The sequence below is a fragment of the uncultured Umboniibacter sp. genome, assembly GCF_947497555.1.
Lineage (GTDB): Bacteria > Pseudomonadota > Gammaproteobacteria > Pseudomonadales > DSM-25080 > Umboniibacter.
This window is the reverse complement of the sequence record NZ_CANMGY010000005.1, coordinates 72,830-90,431: the sequence shown is the minus strand read 5'-3', so window position 1 is coordinate 90,431 and position 17,602 is coordinate 72,830. Positions and strand designations below refer to the sequence as shown.

The following is a 17,602-nucleotide window of genomic DNA, read 5'->3' as shown; positions in this document are numbered from 1 at the left end:
ATGACTTCTCGAGTGTCAGGGATAGGGCCTAACGCCGAGGCATCGTTTCGCACGCTTCGACTCGTGCTTGCCGATCAGCTAAACGCGCAACACCATTGGTATCATGACGTTGACGAATCAGTAGTCTATCTGTTGGCAGAGCTTCGCCAGGAAACGGACTATACGACACATCATGTGCAAAAGGTCTGTTCTTTTTTCGCAGCGATGGAAGCGTTCGCCAATGATCTGAGAACATCTGGTCATCACGTGGTACATCTAACACTTGACGACACCGCTGATTTTTGCAATTTAGATGCGCTTTTAGAGTATTTTCTTGAAGCATACTCAATTGCTAAGATTGAGTATCAGTTACCTGATGAGTATCGTCTTCGGCGTCAACTTAGTCAGTTTTTGACGCAAAAAGAGATTCCTTGCTCGGCCGTTGATAGTGAGCATTTCTTGATTTCCGATCACGAAATAGAAAGCTATTTTCAGGAAGCTAAAGCCCATCGAATGGAAGCATTTTATCGTAAAATGCGGCAACGCTTCGACATTCTCATGGTAGATGGCAAACCCGAAGGGGGGGCTTGGAACTATGATCAGAATAATCGCCAGAAACTCAAGGCAGAACACCTCGCATCGATACCAATTCCCCTTAAGCTTACCAACGATGTTAGCAAGATTCTCAAGCGACTCCAGCGTCATGGAGTACAAACAATCGGGGAGGCGGACACACATCTTCTATGGCCCATAAATAGAGTACAGGCCATTGAACAGCTCGATTTCTTTTGTCATTTCTGCCTACCTTGTTTTGGTCAATTTCAGGATGCCATGACGGCAAATAGTGAGTCGGCCTGGAGTCTTTATCATTCGCGAATCAGTTTTGCTCTAAATGCCAAAATCCTGTCGCCACTGGAGGTCATTGACGTCGCTATTCAATACTATCGGGCTAACCCGACGACAATTGATATCGCACAAATTGAAGGCTTTGTACGTCAAATCTTAGGCTGGAGAGAGTTTGTCCGAGGCATCTATTGGGCGAACATGCCGAAATATTCAACACTCAATACCTTAACGGCAACGCGGCCGCTTCCTGAATGGTTCTGGACCGGGAATACTAAGATGCGCTGTCAACGCTTTGCGATTGAGCAGTCGTTACAATTCTCGTATGCCCATCACATTCAGAGACTAATGGTTACCGGTAACTTCTGCCTCATCGCCGGAATCCATCCTGATGAGGTCGATAATTGGTATTTGGGTATCTATATTGACGCAATTGAATGGGTCGAGCTACCCAACACCCGCGGTATGAGCCAATTCGCCGATGGGGGACTTTTAGCGAGTAAAGCGTATGCCGCAAGTGGCAATTATGTTAATAAAATGAGTGATTATTGTAAGGATTGTTTCTACAGCGTTAAAGCGGTTATGGGGGAGCGAGCTTGTCCACTAAATTCATTATATTGGCACTTCATGAGTCGGCATGAGGATAAGTTTTCGGTAAATCGACGCAACCGAATGGTGTACGCGAATTGGCGAAAAAAGAGTCCACAGGAACAGCGAACAATTCTCCATCAGGCCGATCTATACCTTAAGGATTTAAATCAACTGTGAGTAAATATTCAGTTTCGATTCAGGTCTCCGGACTCATCGGATGGCTACTCCTGTGTTATGCCGCGTCGGCAGTGGGTGCAATGGGTTCAGCTCAGGCGGTAGACTTCTACGGGCAACTAATCCAACCTTACTGGGCGCCACCCCCGTCGCTTTTTGGTCCAGTGTGGGCACTCTTATATACGATGATGGCAGTGTCTGTTTGGATGATTTGGCGTCAGGCTGATTGGCGCTTAAAGCGCTTAGCAATCAAGCTTTTTTGCGCGCAACTCGTGGTGAATTCGTTATGGAGTTGGGTGTTCTTTGCCTGGCAGCTGGGTGATGTTGCGTTCATCAATATCGTAGTACTATGGCTGTTTATTGCAGTGACCCTCGTTGTATTTTGGCGCTCCTCTAAGTTGGCGGCGGTGCTGTTGGTGCCTTATCTTCTCTGGGTAAGCTTCGCGGGAGCGTTAAATCTTTCTTTATGGTTAGCCAATCCGCAGCTTTTGGGGTGAGGTTCCTTCAAGATGAATCGAGCGCGTTGAGCTAGCCTATTCCATTTAAACCATTACGTTGGCGTTTAGTCGCCAAGTTGTATCAGCGTTGAGCCGCTTTTACTCAGCTGGCTCAAGTTCCTTGGTTGTCTTTAAAGTGGTTGTCGAAGGGCTATTCTTCCTCACGATTGGTACTAGCAGGCATTATAACTAGACCGTTTACCAAGGGGGTTAGTTCTGGACTAAAGTCGCTGACCTCAAGTTGATATGAGCTAATGTGGGGCTTTCGCTCGTCTCCTTCGTCAATGACGACACTAATCAAAGGTTGTGCCTTGAGCTGAGTATCAACGGTAAACGCATAGTCGATCGATGTAAGGCGTCCGTTCTTATTGAGGTTTTGGTGAAGTTCCTGAAGGGTACCCCCAATCATAAACAGCTGCGTTGAATTCGGATCGACGGGTGCGTTGAAGGTGATTGAGCCCTCAGATATAGCGCCGCGCTGAGTAGCGCGTTCCAGCGACCAAATGATAGCTGGAGTAGGGCGAGGTCGATCGTAGAGTTCTTCTGAAGTAACTTCAGCGGTGACTTGGTTGATGAGAACACAGTAAGCCAATAAACCGAGTAGGGTTTTCATATAACGCTTCATTTACTGCTCCAAACTTATAGTGGTTGAATAACAATAGGTATCATCGCGCGGTGTGAGATCTTCAGAAATTAGATATTCGCGAAGTGCTAACCTATGTTCGCCCGACTGGGTTGCGGTGAAGCTAACTTCCTCACGATCTTCAACACCTGAACCACCTACCGCAAGGAAGTTGTCCTCATAATAGACAAAAAAGTCGGGGTCACCCGGAGTCACCGAGGGCGGATAGGTTCCTCCTGAAACTCTATTCACTTGAATGGTATATCGAGTCTCTGCGACGGCCTGAAATCGATAAAAACGACTGTTGCCCAACTTATTATAGGTGCCGTAGGTATCGTCCATACACCGAACTATCGGATTATTCAGTAAAAGTGTATCAGTAACCGGTAGCGTAAACGTGCTGCCCGAATCGTTCTGTTCGTTCGAACCAAGACGATCTATTCCGACGCTGTTAATCGATTGACTATTTAATAGCGCACCAAACTGTTCTGCATCGTTAATAGAGAGCATAGGAAGGAGCCTAGAGGCCCAACTGAATATCGAAATAAACTCTGGCGCAGACTGAAGATTCTGATGAAGCGATAAGATGTCTGCTAAGGAAACTTCAAGCTCGTCGTCACTGGAAGTATCCAGAATATCGTAAACGAGATTCATGATAGAGACTTCATTATACCAGCCCCTCGCATTGGTTGAAGTGCGTTCCGGGTCAAGTACAAAGGCGCTACGCTGACCACTACCATAGGTGTCGATATACTCGTTACCATCCATTAGGAAGATACCGAGTCCTGTAGCGTAGCCTTCAGAGAACGCCACACGCAGATCAAGGCGATCATTTCCAGAATGAGGGCCGCCAATGCTGTCGTCACGGGAAATAACGTCTTGGAAGAAGTGAACCCATTCGTGCGCAATCGTCCCATCATCGTATTCGGTCGTATCAACGTCTTCCGACCCGAGTAGATAGATTACGTTTTGGAAGTAAGAATCAGTACCAATTTTTCCAGCAGTGACATCGCCATCTTCGGGAACATTCAAGGTACTCCAATACACCTCTAGATTAGGTAACACAACGGACGGAAGGTTTTGAATAACGTTACTGGATACGCCATATAACGTATCTAGAATTGCAAAGGGCGCCGCTGAACGAGATTCTGAATAACTCCCGTTACTCCATCCGGAGGCAAGGTGTATATCACGATTTGATCCCAATGCGCGTAAGCTCCCGAGTTCGGTTTCGGCCGCATAAAGGCTAAAGTCTTGCGTGTTATCAACGACTTTGACGTATAAAGTTCCCTGCTGACTAACAAGTGCTGCCTTTACCCGAACGCGAACTACTTCATCTAAGGCTATAGCTGTAAACTCATAACGTCCATTCGGCTTCGTAACAGCGGCCTCAATAACGTTATTTTGCTGGTCAAGAAGTTCAATTAAGGCGCCTCTTACTGGTTTAGTCTCTGTCTCGGCATAATCCAGGCCTGAAGATGTTGCGGGCACGTCTTCATAGGTCACCCTTCCGGAGATCTCGGGTTTCAGAAGTGTGATCTCAAATTGAATCGTTACGCTTGCGCCAGTGCTATCCGTAGCAGTAACCGTCACAGTGACTTTAGTCGTGTCATCAAGCTGGCCCACTACACGGTTACCGTCAACGGTAAGACCTGCACCTTCCTCGCTTAGCGTCACATCATAGGTCAGCGAATCGCCATCTGGATCGCTGAAGGTCGTAGAGTTTTGAGTGACGTCTAAATCAATCTCTTCATTCGCTGCAACGATGATATCTTCAATTGTATTTGAGATAATAGGAGCTCGATTTGAGGGTGTAGTATCTTCTGGCGAGTCACCACCCGAACCACCGCAACCGACAGCTAATATCAATGGCAGTGTTATGAAAAGAAAGCGGAGGTTTTTAGTCACTATCATACTTCAGATGATTCCCGGAAATTAATAGAAAGGGTTCTAGTGTAATTGAATGATTGATCCTAACAGCACTTAGCGCTGGTCTCACTCGCTTTTTCGAGCGACTTCGGAGCTCAATCTCGTGGCGCTCTCGGCATTCGGAGTTTGGGACGATTAGTTTAAAAATGCTTCACTGAAATGCTTCCTACATAAAGATTTATATTTCTCATTGCCGCCCACAGCTATCTTGTCTCCCTGTCGAACAACTTCACCCGCCTCATCCAACCTGACTACCATCGTCGCTTTTCGCCCACAATGGCAAATCGTCTTGATCTCCTTCAGTTTGTCAGCAATGGCAAGAAGCCGTTTAGAACCACTAAATAGCTCCCCCAAAAAGTCTGTCCGAATACCGAAACAAAGTACTGGGATACCTAAGCAATCCACAACTTGTGCGAGTTGATCAACCTGAGCTCTCGAAAGGAATTGCGCCTCGTCGACGAGTACGCAGTTCGGTCGCTCATCGGATTGAATTAGTGATATCTCATCAAACAGGTCAGTACGGGCGTTGAAGATATTCGACTGTGCTTGCAGTCCTATCCTAGAGTTGATTGTGCCAGCTTCAGTTCGGTTATCTAGCGCCGCTGTGTAGAGGAGCGGCGTTAAGCCTTGCTCTCTGTAGTTATAGGCAGACTGAAGCAGGGTGGTGGACTTCCCAGCATTCATTGATGAGTAGTAAAAGTAGAGCTGTGCCATCAATTCGTTCTCTCGACAGTTTAGTGAGACAGTTTATTTATTAGCTATGATTGATCAATTTTCGCTTTAAAACCAGTGTCGACGCTGCAATAAAACAGTGATTAACCTGGTATAGGGCGTTACTGCTTGTTGAGTTGCTTCTTACGGAGTCGAGAAGGCACTTAGCCGACAGCGTAGCCGCTAACGATGTTAGTTCTTTGGGAAAAGCGAGACGACGGGGCTAATTGCGACATGAAGAGGTCACCCCGTTCATAATATCGTTTATTCCGCCGCGAAGATGTTATTCAGTTGGTAGGCCAACCGGTAACTAGCCAGTCGCAATCGATCTCTGACCAACTCACCGTTGTAGTAGGCATATTCATAGCCTAGGTCCGGGTATTCGCCATCGTCGCCGTCGAGGCGCTCATAGCATTGGTTACGCAGAGCCATGGACTCCGCAGCCCATTCAATAGGTCTAACGTGGGCACTTTTGGTGTCAGCTAGGGTAATGTTCTCATCTAACGCTTCGACTAATTCCGTGAAACTTAGGCCCCAGTGGTCAATGATTTTACTATCCCACACACTGTGGAGATTGCTTCGCTGACCGAACCAATCAACCCGCACAGCGTTGCCGCCGCGGTCAGAACGATTGCCAACGTGCAGTGGTTGATGAATATCGCCAACGAAATGTATATAGAACGCTAAGGCCTCCCATCGTTCTTCTACCGAAAGCGAAGGGTCATTGATCTTGCTCGCCATAGCATCGATACCACTAAGAATATCGCCGCGATCAGAGCGAGGAAACTCACCATAAATGTTTTCATGGTCGTCAATTGAAATGTAGTGCCAGGGAAAGGTATGGCGCCAACTATTGGGATTGGATCTAATCTCATCAGGCCATGTTGATAGCTCCCAGAGCTGGTTCTCCGACCCGATAATCTCGTTAACGCCGGTCCGAGCCTCCTCACTGAGGTAGTTATCGGCTAGCTTAGCGACGGTTCTATGACCTGATGCGCCCCATGCATTGACCTCAACGGCTAATACACTTACGAGTGGTAGGCCGGCTAGCAGAAATGCTCTTTTCATAATTAGCTCCTCATACATGAAACGGGAGCACCACTGGCGTGGCACTCCCTTCAAAGGCTTAGAAGTTGTAGCGCAAGCCTAACTTAAGCTGCCAGACTGATCGTTCCGGATTTACTCGATCCCAATTTTGCGTTTCGAGTTCGTCTTGACCGAACGGCACACTATAAGTGTAGACGCCCGAAGCAGGGTCGTAGTCGTGATCCACTAGGATCTTATTACCGAAGCTCTGTGAACGATAAACACCCCATTCATCGTTAAGCATATTAAGTACGTTCACGAAGGAAAGTGTGACCACGCCACGATGCTCGTCGGTGAAGCCGGGAATCTCCTGGCTAATGTTCAAATCCAGCGAGCGAATCCACGGCTGAGAGTCCACGCCCCGCGGCACCATGTCACCGGCATATCCACCCAAGCCGATCTCATTAACCGCGTCCATGAGTATGTCGTAGTCCAATCCCCAGCCATAGGCTACGTTTGGGTCGTTCGCATCCACTGGGATATACGGTAGGTAAGCATCTGAACCCTGTAAAGATGATTGATCACCTAAGCCACCATCGCGGTAAGAGCCAAGAACCCAGCTAAGAGGCTGACCTGAACGTGCTTCGTAGAACATGTTGACTGAGGTTTCATATCCGGAGAAGAGTTCCTTTTCCCAGTTCAACGAGAGAGTGAAGCGATGTTCGGACTGCCAGTAGCCCGGGCCGAGTGTTGTACCATTTCGGTCGTAGCGGGTGACTGGATATTGGTAGTTAGAACGCGCGGTACTACTTGAACCCTGCGTGCCCTCAGTCACGTCCTGATAGGTGTAGGAGGTGAACATGCTCCATCCGTTAGACCAGTCATTGGCCATCGATAACGTAAAGATGGTGCTCTTACCGTCATCTTGCGCATTGGTTAGCATTAGATCGTAGCGGTCGGTCTGTGACTGTGTTAGCGGATCATAAGTCTCATAAACCGTCCGGCCAGTTCCATCTTCGCCGATATAGCGGCGAGACAGATCAACCCAGCGGACGTCGTTCTTGTTGTGCTTAAGCATAACCTCAGCTGCGATTTCAACGCTTTCACTCAACAGTGGAATGTCCCAGTAAGTTTCTGCGCGCAAGCTGTAACGCCAATCGTAAGGGATGTCGAAGTTAGGCGACACCGCATTGACCAAACCATCTCCGCCAACAAGACCTGCCGTCGCATCCGCAGGAACCTGTGCGAAGTCAATCGGCCATGCTGGATCCCAGCCACCGAAGTAGGTTAGCGCAGATTGGCCGTCGTTAGAATAACTATTAGACATCCAAACTAGAGGTGAACCGCCCGAGAATTTGCCGATACCACCAGAGAGAACAAAGTTATCGGTCACGGTATAATCGAAGCCGATACGCGGCAAAATCATTGATTCACCGTCAAACGTTGAGTTGTTCGAAAAACCATAACGATTAACAAAGTTTTGGTTAGTGGCCGGTGAATCAGGCATTGAAATTTGTTCGTAGCGAACGCCGTAGTTAATGTCCAATTTGTCCGTAACGGTCCAGAGGTCTTCAATAAAGAAAGTGTTGGTGACCATACTGAAGCTAGCGGCCGCATCTTCGGCATTGCCGGATGCAGCGTTGGAATAGTTAAAGCGGTCGACTAGGCCGTTCTCGAAGTCATCAATCGAGGAAAAGCTCCATGAACCCTTTGCCGCAGGAACAAATAAGTTGAAGACATCAACATTTTCGTAGTTATAGCCGAAGGTGATTTGGTGATCCCCTAACAGGTAATTACCTTTGAAAAGGAACTCGGTAGTCTGGTTATTTAGGCGATTAGCCTGACGATACTGGTCCACACCGAAGTTGACGGTACCCGAGCTAGAGCGAACAGCAACTTGACCGATGCCTAGATCGTAGAATGGTTGCTGACTTGTAGTAGTGTCTTTATAGCCTAGCTTTACTTCAGTAGAAAATACATCGCTCCAATCACTGTTCGCGATCATCACGAAGGTTTCGAGCTCCTCTTCCTTGTCATACCAGTAAGATGAAGCATTGAGTGAGAAGGGGTTGCTAGAAACTAAGTTAGTGCGGTTTCCGATGGTATGTTGATAGGTCGCTGCAAGGCGATGATCATCGGAGATCTGCCAATCAATTTTGGCTAGTATTTTTTCGTCTTCTTCAACAGGCTTGATGGCATAGCTGCCAATCGAAGCTAGACCATAGGTTTGCTGAGCTATTGAATCAATACGATCCCAGTCGGCCTGCGTAATGTTACTCTCGTTAGCAAGGCCACTTCCTGCTGGCCCGAACTCGGGGTTTAAGGGCTTGTCAAATTTCTCGTAGCTTAAGAAGCCAAAGAGAGTATCCTGAATAATTGGGAAACCTGCTGAAACACCCCAGGTAGTTTCCTCTGAGATTAACCCCTCGTAGTTCTCGCCATCAACTTTGTCTCCAGCCAGACTGTCATCGGTAAACTCATAAAAAACACTACCGTTTAATTCGTTAGTACCAGATTTGGTAATCACGTTAATTTGTCCGCCGGTGAAACCACCCTGAGTAACGCTATACGGCGCTACGTTTAGGCTGACACTCTCTACGGCGTCAAGCGATATGGGTGAGCGCTGTGTTGGGTAACCGTTGGAGTTCAAACCGAAGTTGTCGTTTTGGCGAATGCCATCAACAACAAATGCGTTGGTACGCGGGTTCGCTCCAGCTACACTAAATTCGTCACCGTCCAAGACAGCAAGTGGGTTTCGCTTCAAGGTATCACGAAGGTCACGGTCAATACTGGCGGATTTACTGATGTCGTCAGAGCTAAAATCTCGACCAGGCTGTCGGTCTACACGCGAACCAGTTACGGTGACCTCTTCAAGAACTACCGTACTACCAACAGTGAAGTTGAAGTTGGTGTTATTACCTTGAACAAGGAATACATCATTAATCGTGCTGTCCGTGAATTCCGTTGTATCAACTTCAATGGTATAAGGGCCGCCAACGCGAAGACCGTTAACGACAAATACGCCGCTGTCATTTACAGAAGTATCAACCTGCCGACCAGTATTCTCGTGAGTGATGGTTACCGTTGCGTTAGTCACTGTTCGACCATCATCGGTTACGACCTTGCCGCGAATCGACGAAGAAGTGTCCTGCGCAATGGATTGCATAGACAAAGATAGAGTTGATACTACCGCGATAGATAGTAGATTAGGTTTGAAGCGAGTAGCTCTCATAGGGTCCCTCCAGGACTCATTTTTGTTATAGAACTGTAGTTACGTCAGCATATAGGGCTTTTGACCTGTTGGACTCTGAATGCTGATCTTTTCATTTTCATTACAACTCAAAGATTTATCAAGCAATAGTTACATATGTCAGCATTCCAGCAATGAATAGTCGGCTGGATCAAGATAGTGAGAATGCCTAGATTGCACGAACTATCCTTGGGCTATATACTGCTGCTTCAAACTTAATTTAGGCTGCCCAAGCAGCCCATCACGTGGCCTTTCGTAGGGGTCACCACTGAAAAGAGGTCTCTAATGCCTAGCATTACGCTCCCAGACGGCAGTAGCCGTCAATTTGATTCTCCTGTTTCTATTCTCGACGTTGCCGCCGATATCGGTCCTGGTCTCGCAAAGGCGACCCTGGCTGGTGTGGTCGATGGCGTAGAGCGCGATGCGTCGTATCTTATTGAGAACGATGCCGCACTTGCGATTATCACCGAGAAGTCTCCAGAGGGACTCGAGGTAATTCGTCACTCTACCGCGCATTTGCTAGCTCAAGCAGTCAAGCAGCTATTCCCTGAAGCGCAGGTCACTATCGGTCCTGTAATCGAAGATGGCTTTTATTATGATTTTGCCTACGAGCGCCCGTTTACCGCTGAAGATCTGGCGGCAATCGAGAAACGTATGCTTGAACTCACCAAGCAAGATATCCTGGTTACGCGTCGTGAGCTATCTCGCGATGAAGCGGTTGAGTATTTCAAAGGCATTGGTGAAGCGTATAAAGCTGAAATCATTGAGAGTATTCCAGCTAATGAAGCGCTGTCGCTTTATCGCCAAGGTGATTTCGAAGATCTCTGTCGTGGACCTCACGTACCAAGCACTTCGAAAATCAAAGCGTTTAAGCTGATGAAGGTTGCCGGCGCCTACTGGCGTGGAGATAGCAATAACGAAATGCTTCAGCGTGTTTACGGTACCGCATGGACCGATAAGAAAGCGTTAAAAGCCTATCTGCACCGTATCGAAGAAGCGGAGAAACGTGATCATCGTAAAATTGGTAAGCAGCTCGATTTCTTCCACCTACAGGAAGAGGCTCCGGGTATGGTGTTTTGGCACCCCAAGGGCTGGGCCGTTTATCAAGCCATTGAATCCTATATGCGTACCAAGCAACGCATCCACGGTTACCAAGAAATCAAAACCCCACAGGTTGTCGATTACTCACTCTGGCAGCGATCAGGCCATGCCGATAAGTTTTCTGACGGGATGTTCATGGTTAAAACTGAAGAGCGTGATTTTGCCGTCAAACCGATGAACTGTCCTTGTCACGTGCAGGTCTTCAATCAGGGACTGAAGTCGTACCGCGATTTGCCACTCAGATTGGCTGAATTTGGCTCCTGTCATCGCAACGAACCTTCGGGCTCGTTACATGGCATTATGCGTGTTCGAGGCTTCACTCAAGACGATGCACACATCTTCTGTAGTGAGCAACAGATTCAAGCTGAGGTTTCTACTTTTATTGACTTCCTCCATGAGGTCTATCATGACTTCGGTTTCAGCGAGATTATCTATCGCCTATCTACTCGTCCGGAAAGTCGAGTGGGGACTGATGAATCATGGGATAAGGCTGAAAAGTCACTTGCCGATGCACTCGATGCCAAAAATCTGCCTTGGGAAGAACTTCCGGGTGAGGGCGCTTTCTATGGTCCCAAGATTGAATTCTCTCTAAAAGACTGTATTGGGCGCGTATGGCAAATGGGTACCATTCAGGTGGACTTCTCCATGCCTGGTCGTCTTGACGCTCAATATGTCGCGGAAGATGGCTCACGTCAAACGCCGGTTATGTTACACCGCGCGATCTTGGGTTCATTCGAACGTTTTATCGGTATTTTGATAGAGAACTATGCGGGTGCATTCCCGACTTGGCTAGCGCCAACACAGATTTCTGTCCTCAATATCACCGATAAACAGAGCGATTGGGCTACTTTTGTAGCAAAAGAATTGGAAAAAGATGGTTTTAGGGCAAATACGGACTTGAGAAACGAGAAGATCGGCTTTAAAATCCGCGAGCATACTTTACAGCGAGTGCCATACTTAATCGTAGTGGGTGATCGTGAAGTAGAGCAGCAAACTGTTGCGGTTCGAACACGTCAAGGGGAAGACTTAGGGTCTATGCCTCTAGCGGATTTCAAATCTTTGCTGCAGAACGCAGTGAATGAGTATGGAAGAGCCAGCAATTAGGCCACGTATTATCACTCATGATCAACGTGGTTAACTGTAACTAGAACGGAGAATTGGATTATCAAGCGAGACAACGGTAAAGAGCGCGGTAATAAGGTTAAACTTAACCAACATATTCAAGCTCGCGAAGTCCGTCTGATCGGACCTAACGGTGACCAGATTGGTGTTGTAGCATTAGCAGACGCCTTGGAAGCAGCACGCTCAGTAGAGCTCGATTTAGTGGAAATCTCACCAGATGCCGAACCACCTGTTTGTAAGGTGATGGACTTTGGTAAGCACATCTACGAATTGAAGAAGCAGAAGGCTGCCGCTAAAAAGAATCAGGTACGAAACACCGTGAAGGAAGTCAAGTTCCGTCCTGGTACAGATGAAGGTGACTATAAGATTAAGTTACGCAATCTTATTAAGTTCCTTGAATATGGAGACAAGGCTAAAATTACGCTTCGCTATCGCGGACGTGAGATGGCCCATCAAGAACTCGGTATGCAGATGTTAAAACGTCTGGAAGGAGATCTTGAAGAGTACGGTAGTGTGGAGATGTACCCCAAAATGGAAGGTCGTCAACTTACTATGGTAGTGGCTCCGAAAAAGAAGAAGTAATCCCGGCACTCGGTATGCCGGCTTACTTGTCGATTAAATCCTGAAATTTACTGGAGTTAACGAAATGCCGAAAGCTAAAGTACACAGTGGCGCAGCTAAGCGCTTTAAGAAAGTCGCAGGCGGCTTTAAACGTAAGAGTGCTCACAAGAGTCACATCCTTACTAAAATGACAACAAAGCGTAAGCGTCAACTTCGTGGTACCAATTTGGTTCACAAGTCTGATGTTGTACTAATTGATCGCATGTTGCGAACTAAGTAACCCTGAGTTTAATTTTTAGAAGGAAGTAGGCTATGCCTCGCGTAAAACGTGGAGTGACCGCTAATCGTCGTCACAAGAAAGTCTTAAAGCAAGCTAAGGGTTACTATGGAGCCCGTAGCCGTATTTATCGCGTTGCTGTTCAAGCAGTAACAAAAGCAGGTCAGTACGCTTACCGCGATCGTCGCGTTAAGAAGCGTGATTTCCGTAAGCTGTGGATTGCGCGTATCAACGCAGCAAGCCGTGCTAACGGTATGACCTACAGCCAGTTTATCAACGGTCTTAAAAAGGCGTCTATCGCTCTTGATCGTAAGGTTATGGCTGATTTAGCAGTTCACGACAAAGCAACTTTCTCTCTTCTTGTAGAGAAAGCTAAAGCAGCTTTAGCGTAAACCGCAAATAAAGTATACCTAGAGTACAGTTCGCTGTATTCTCACGAGCAGGGAAAGAGGCGACTCTTTCCCTGTTTTTGTATTGAGATATCGGAGATTCCGCATGGAAAACCTTGCTTCATTGGGCGATGAGGCCATCCAGTTAATCGCCTCCGCTGAAGATATTCAGTCCCTTGACGCTGTTCGAGTAGATTATTTGGGTAAAAAAGGCAAAATCAGCGCGCTGATGAAGAACCTTGGCAAGTTAACGCCTGAGGAGCGCCCACAGGCCGGCGCCCGCATCAACGAAGTTAAGATGCGCGTTCAAGATGCGTTGAACGAGAAGCGTACCGCTATGGAAACTGCAGCGGTTAATGCTCAGCTCGCAGCAGAAAGAATTGACGTAAGCCTACCAGGTTTACAGTCGACTACTGGTGGCTTACACCCAGTAACGCGTACGCTAGAGCGTATGCAAACGATCTTCTCTAAGATTGGCTTTGAGACCGTCGAAGGTCCAGAAATTGAAGATGACTACCACAACTTCGAAGCCCTAAATATTCCCGATCATCACCCAGCGCGTGCCATGCACGACACCTTCTACACGTTAGAGGGTGGTGTTCTTCGAACGCACACTTCACCAGTGCAAGTTCGTACCATGGAGCGTCAAGAGCCTCCCATTCGTATTATCTGTCCAGGCCGCGTATATCGTTGCGATTCTGACCTTACGCACACTCCAATGTTTCACCAGGTAGAGGGTTTAGTCGTTGCGAAGGATGTGAGCTTCGCCGACCTACGCGGCACTGTAGATCAGTTTTTGAAGGCCTTCTTTGAAGCAGACCTTCCCACGCGATTCCGTCCAAGTTATTTCCCATTTACCGAACCAAGCGCTGAGGTTGATATTCAATGTACCAGCTGTGGTGGAGCAGGATGCCGTATTTGTTCGAATACTGGCTGGCTGGAGGTGATGGGTTGCGGCATGGTTCATCCTGATGTATTCAAGATGTCTGGTATCGACTCGGAAGTCTATTCAGGCTTCGCCTTCGGTTTTGGTGTAGAACGTCTTGCAATGCTACGTTACCGAGTCAATGATCTACGACTGTTCTTCGAGAACGACATTCCGTTCTTAGAGCAATTTTAATCGAGGTTTATTATGATTTTTAGTGAAAGCTGGTTACGAGAGTGGGTTAACCCCTCATTAACCACCGAAGAATTAGTTGCTCAGATTACTATGGCTGGGCTAGAAGTGGATGGCGTTGAAGCGGCTGCTGGTAAGTTCAGCGGTGTCATCGTTGGTGAAATTGTAGCCATCGAACAGCACCCTGATGCCGATAAGCTAAAGGTTTGCTCAGTGGCTGGTATTGGCGAAACGCTAACGCAGGTTGTCTGCGGTGCGCCAAATGCTCGTCTAGGTATTAAGGTGCCGTTTGCGACGGTAGGCGCCAGACTTCCTGGAGACTTCAAAATTCGTAAGGCTAAGTTACGTGGCGTAGAGAGCTTCGGAATGTTGTGTTCTGAGTCGGAACTTGAAATTAGCGAAGCCAACGAAGGTTTATGGGAGCTTCCCTCTGATGCACCCACTGGTGCCGATATTCGTGATTATCTAAATTTGGATGATTCGCTAATCGAGGTAGATCTCACGCCGAATCGCGGCGATTGCCTTGGTGTTATCGGTCTAGCGCGGGATGTTGCGGTATTAAATCGCCTGCCGTTAAATATCCCCGAAATTGACTTCATTGAGCCAAGTCACGACGACGTGATGGATGTCGCTCTTTATGATGGTGAAGCCTGCCCTCGATACGCAAGTCGTGTAGTCAAGAATGTCAACGTTTCTGCTGCAACACCGATGTGGATGCAAGAACGTCTTCGTCGTTCAGGAATTCGCTCTATTGATCCGGTTGTTGATGTAACCAACTATGTCCTGTTGGAGCTTGGTCAGCCAATGCACGCCTTTGATTTGGCCAACATTACCGACGGATTAGTGATTCGTATGGCCGATGCCGACGAAAAGATTACCTTGCTAGACGAGCAAGAAATCAGCCTAAAAGAAGATACGTTAGTGATCGCGGATCACTCCAAAGCATTGGCCGTAGCGGGTATCATGGGTGGCTTGGACAGTGGCGTAACAACGTCCACACAGGACATTGTTTTCGAGTCAGCGCACTTCACGCCTGAGCTAATTGCCGGTAAGGCGCGTTCTTATGGACTTCATACTGATTCATCACACCGTTTCGAGCGTGGTGTTGATATCGCCATGCAAGAAGTCGCCATTGAACGTGCAACCCAATTGCTGTTAGCCATCTGTGGTGGTGAGCCAGGGCCAATTCAAATCGTTGAAGCGGGTACCGACGGCGTCGCTGATCGCTTCGTTACCTTACGACGCGCTAAGTTGCAGCAGTATCTAATGCTTGAACTTTCGGATGACGAAGTGCTTGATATCCTCGATCGTCTTGGACTTGAAATGACCGAGAATGATTCAAAAGGTTGGACCTTCCGAATTCCGACTTGGCGTTTCGATATCTCCATAGAAGTTGATTTGATTGAAGAGATCGCTCGTATCTACGGCTATAACAACCTGCCAACCCGCACGCCACAGGCGGTCCTAGAAATCGGCGAGGCCGACGAGCGAATTAAGCCTATTCAGTACCTTCGACGAGACTTGATTACTCGCGATTACCACGAAGCTATTTCCTACAGCTTCGTTGATCCAGCGGTCCAGAAGCTAATTGATCCAAGTATTAATCCAGTGAAGTTGGCCAACCCTATTTCCAATGACCTCTCGGTGATGAGAACTAGCCTCTGGGCAGGCCTTGTGACCGCGTTGAAGCGGAATATCAATCGCCAGCAGGGAAGAGTTCGTCTGTTCGAAACCGGTTTACGTTTCGTCCCAGGCACAGATCATAACGAAGTGATACAAACCCCAACGCTCGCGATGTTGGCTTACGGTCCTCGTACCGGTGAAGCGTGGAATCATACTTCAGATGCGGTTGACTTTTTCTCGGTTAAGGGCGACTTGGAAGCTATCCTTCCTACCAATGAGTTTAAGTTTGTTGCGGCAACCCGTGACGCGCTTCATCCAGGTCAAAGTGCAGAAATCCTCCTACACGGCAAGTCGGTTGGTTGGATCGGCGTACTTCACCCTGAAACTCAGCGCGAGTTGGACATTCCTCAGAGAGCAGTATTAGTAGAAATTGATCTTGAGGTGTTGCTCAATAATGGTCTGCCAAATTACTCACCGGTTTCTAAGTTTCCCGAGACGCGACGCGATCTTGCTTTCGTGGTGGATGAAGGCATTGCCGCGGGAATACTTTGTGATCGAATCCGCACACTTCTAGGTGCTAACGAGATCTTCCAAGAGTTAGACATTTTTGACGTGTATCAGGGCAAAGGTATTGAAAAACAAAGAAAAAGTGTTGCTTTGGGCTTGACCTTTAGACATCCATCTCGCACTCTTAATGATGAAGAAGTCAATGATTGCGTTAACAACGTAGTTGACGTTCTAGCAAACGAATTTGGGGCGAGCCTAAGGAACTGACATTATGCATACAGCGTTGACTAAAGCGGATTTAGCAGAGCGCTTGTTTAATGAGCTTGGCATTAACAAAAAAGAGGCTAAGGATTTAGTTGAACTCTTCTTTGAGGAAATTCGCCAGGCGCTTGAGCATAATGAGCAGGTTAAACTCTCGGGGTTTGGTAATTTCGACCTCCGAGATAAAAACGCTCGACCAGGTCGTAACCCTAAGACGGGTGAAGAAATTCCAATAGAACCTCGACGCGTTGTTACATTTAAGCCCGGACAAAAGCTTAAATCTCGCGTTGAGGCTCATCCTGCAGATGCTGCCGAGGTAGACTCCTGATTTTTGGAGAAATTCCCATGACTGATATGTCAGATATTCGCCGAGAATACCAACTCGGTGAACTCCACCGCAAGCAATTGGCCGACTCACCTCACACGCAGTTTGATCATTGGTTTCAACAAAGTGTGAATAGCGATCTTATCAAAGACCCCACCGCGATGACGTTATCAACGGTCAGTCCCGACGGCTACCCAACCGGGCGAACGGTGCTACTAAAAGGGCATGACGAAGCTGGTTTTAGATTTTTCACTAATTTCACCAGTGATAAAGCTGAGGATATTAATTTCAATGCTAACGTGAGCCTGCTATTTGCTTGGCTACCGTTAGAGCGACAGATAATTATTAGCGGTACGGCCTATCAACTTACTCGTGAAGAGAACGAAGCCTACTTTCATAGTCGTCCGCGCGCAAGTCAACTTGCTGCCTGGTCGTCGTTTCAAAGCGCTATGGCTCAAGATCGCTCAGAACTCGATTTGCGTTTTGACGCCCTTAGTCGTGAATTTGAGGGAAAAGAAGTCCCTTGTCCTGAGTTTTGGGGTGGTTATTGTATTGAGGCGCATTCCCTGGAGTTTTGGCAGGGACGAAGCGAGCGCCTTCATGACCGCTTCCGTTATACCCGCACAGAGAACGGCTGGCATCTTGCCCGTTATAATCCCTGATTAAAAACCTTTTGCATCTCGAAGTTGCTGGCGTT

General features: G+C 47.6%; 15 protein-coding genes. 10 read left to right on the top strand and 5 right to left on the bottom strand.

Features of this window, described 5'->3' with window-relative positions:
- Nucleotides 1–1,590, top strand: a complete 1,590-nt coding sequence (locus Q0698_RS07490) for a cryptochrome/photolyase family protein (RefSeq protein WP_298635331.1) — start codon at nucleotides 1–3, stop codon at nucleotides 1,588–1,590.
- Nucleotides 1,587–2,084 (top strand): TspO/MBR family protein, encoded by a 498-nt coding sequence (locus Q0698_RS07485; protein WP_298635328.1) that lies wholly within the window; start codon nucleotides 1,587–1,589, stop codon nucleotides 2,082–2,084. Before Q0698_RS07490 ends, Q0698_RS07485 begins: the two co-directional genes overlap by 4 nt.
- A 151-nt stretch (nucleotides 2,085–2,235) precedes the next feature.
- Here the strand turns inward: Q0698_RS07485 and Q0698_RS07480 are convergent, their stop codons facing one another.
- From Q0698_RS07480 to Q0698_RS07460, 5 genes are all read right to left on the bottom strand, one after another.
- Entirely contained in the window at nucleotides 2,236–2,709 is a 474-nt protein-coding gene (locus Q0698_RS07480; RefSeq protein WP_298635326.1) for a hypothetical protein, read from the bottom strand.
- Nucleotides 2,710–4,620 (bottom strand): putative Ig domain-containing protein, encoded by a 1,911-nt coding sequence (locus tag Q0698_RS07475; protein ID WP_298635324.1) that lies wholly within the window; start codon nucleotides 4,618–4,620, stop codon nucleotides 2,710–2,712.
- Nucleotides 4,621–4,770: 150 nt separating this feature from the next.
- Entirely contained in the window at nucleotides 4,771–5,349 is a 579-nt protein-coding gene (locus tag Q0698_RS07470) for a thymidine kinase (RefSeq protein WP_298635323.1), read from the bottom strand.
- Nucleotides 5,350–5,610: 261 nt separating this feature from the next.
- On the bottom strand, nucleotides 5,611–6,414 hold the full coding sequence (locus Q0698_RS07465) for a S1/P1 nuclease (protein ID WP_298635321.1): 804 nt from the start codon (nucleotides 6,412–6,414) through the stop codon (nucleotides 5,611–5,613).
- Nucleotides 6,415–6,472: 58 nt separating this feature from the next.
- Nucleotides 6,473–9,604: a TonB-dependent receptor gene (locus tag Q0698_RS07460; protein ID WP_298635319.1), complete on the bottom strand. Its 3,132-nt coding sequence runs from the start codon at nucleotides 9,602–9,604 to the stop codon at nucleotides 6,473–6,475.
- Nucleotides 9,605–9,907: 303 nt separating this feature from the next.
- Between Q0698_RS07460 and thrS the strand changes: the two genes are divergently transcribed.
- The 8 genes from thrS to pdxH all read left to right on the top strand — a co-directional run bounded on the left by thrS (nucleotide 9,908) and on the right by pdxH (nucleotide 17,567).
- Entirely contained in the window at nucleotides 9,908–11,827 is a 1,920-nt protein-coding gene (thrS, locus tag Q0698_RS07455) for a threonine--tRNA ligase (protein ID WP_298635317.1), read from the top strand.
- A 60-nt stretch (nucleotides 11,828–11,887) separates the two neighbouring features.
- Nucleotides 11,888–12,427 (top strand): translation initiation factor IF-3, encoded by a 540-nt coding sequence (gene infC, locus Q0698_RS07450; protein ID WP_298635546.1) that lies wholly within the window; start codon nucleotides 11,888–11,890, stop codon nucleotides 12,425–12,427.
- A gap of 64 nt (nucleotides 12,428–12,491) precedes the next feature.
- Complete coding sequence (gene rpmI, locus Q0698_RS07445; RefSeq protein ID WP_121876379.1) at nucleotides 12,492–12,686, top strand: 50S ribosomal protein L35; 195 nt, start codon at nucleotides 12,492–12,494, stop codon at nucleotides 12,684–12,686.
- A gap of 32 nt (nucleotides 12,687–12,718) precedes the next feature.
- Nucleotides 12,719–13,075 carry a 50S ribosomal protein L20 gene (gene rplT, locus Q0698_RS07440; RefSeq protein WP_121876380.1) on the top strand — a complete coding sequence of 119 codons (357 nt, stop codon included), beginning with the start codon at nucleotides 12,719–12,721 and terminating at the stop codon, nucleotides 13,073–13,075.
- A gap of 103 nt (nucleotides 13,076–13,178) precedes the next feature.
- Nucleotides 13,179–14,192 carry a phenylalanine--tRNA ligase subunit alpha gene (gene pheS, locus Q0698_RS07435; RefSeq protein ID WP_298635312.1) on the top strand — a complete coding sequence of 338 codons (1,014 nt, stop codon included), beginning with the start codon at nucleotides 13,179–13,181 and terminating at the stop codon, nucleotides 14,190–14,192.
- A 12-nt stretch (nucleotides 14,193–14,204) separates the two neighbouring features.
- Nucleotides 14,205–16,586, top strand: a complete 2,382-nt coding sequence (gene pheT, locus Q0698_RS07430; protein ID WP_298635310.1) for a phenylalanine--tRNA ligase subunit beta — start codon at nucleotides 14,205–14,207, stop codon at nucleotides 16,584–16,586.
- Between the two features lie 4 nt (nucleotides 16,587–16,590).
- On the top strand, nucleotides 16,591–16,908 hold the full coding sequence (gene ihfA / locus Q0698_RS07425) for an integration host factor subunit alpha (protein WP_298635307.1): 318 nt from the start codon (nucleotides 16,591–16,593) through the stop codon (nucleotides 16,906–16,908).
- A gap of 17 nt (nucleotides 16,909–16,925) precedes the next feature.
- Nucleotides 16,926–17,567: a pyridoxamine 5'-phosphate oxidase gene (pdxH, locus tag Q0698_RS07420; RefSeq protein WP_298635304.1), complete on the top strand. Its 642-nt coding sequence runs from the start codon at nucleotides 16,926–16,928 to the stop codon at nucleotides 17,565–17,567.
- Nucleotides 17,568–17,602 lie beyond the last annotated feature (35 nt).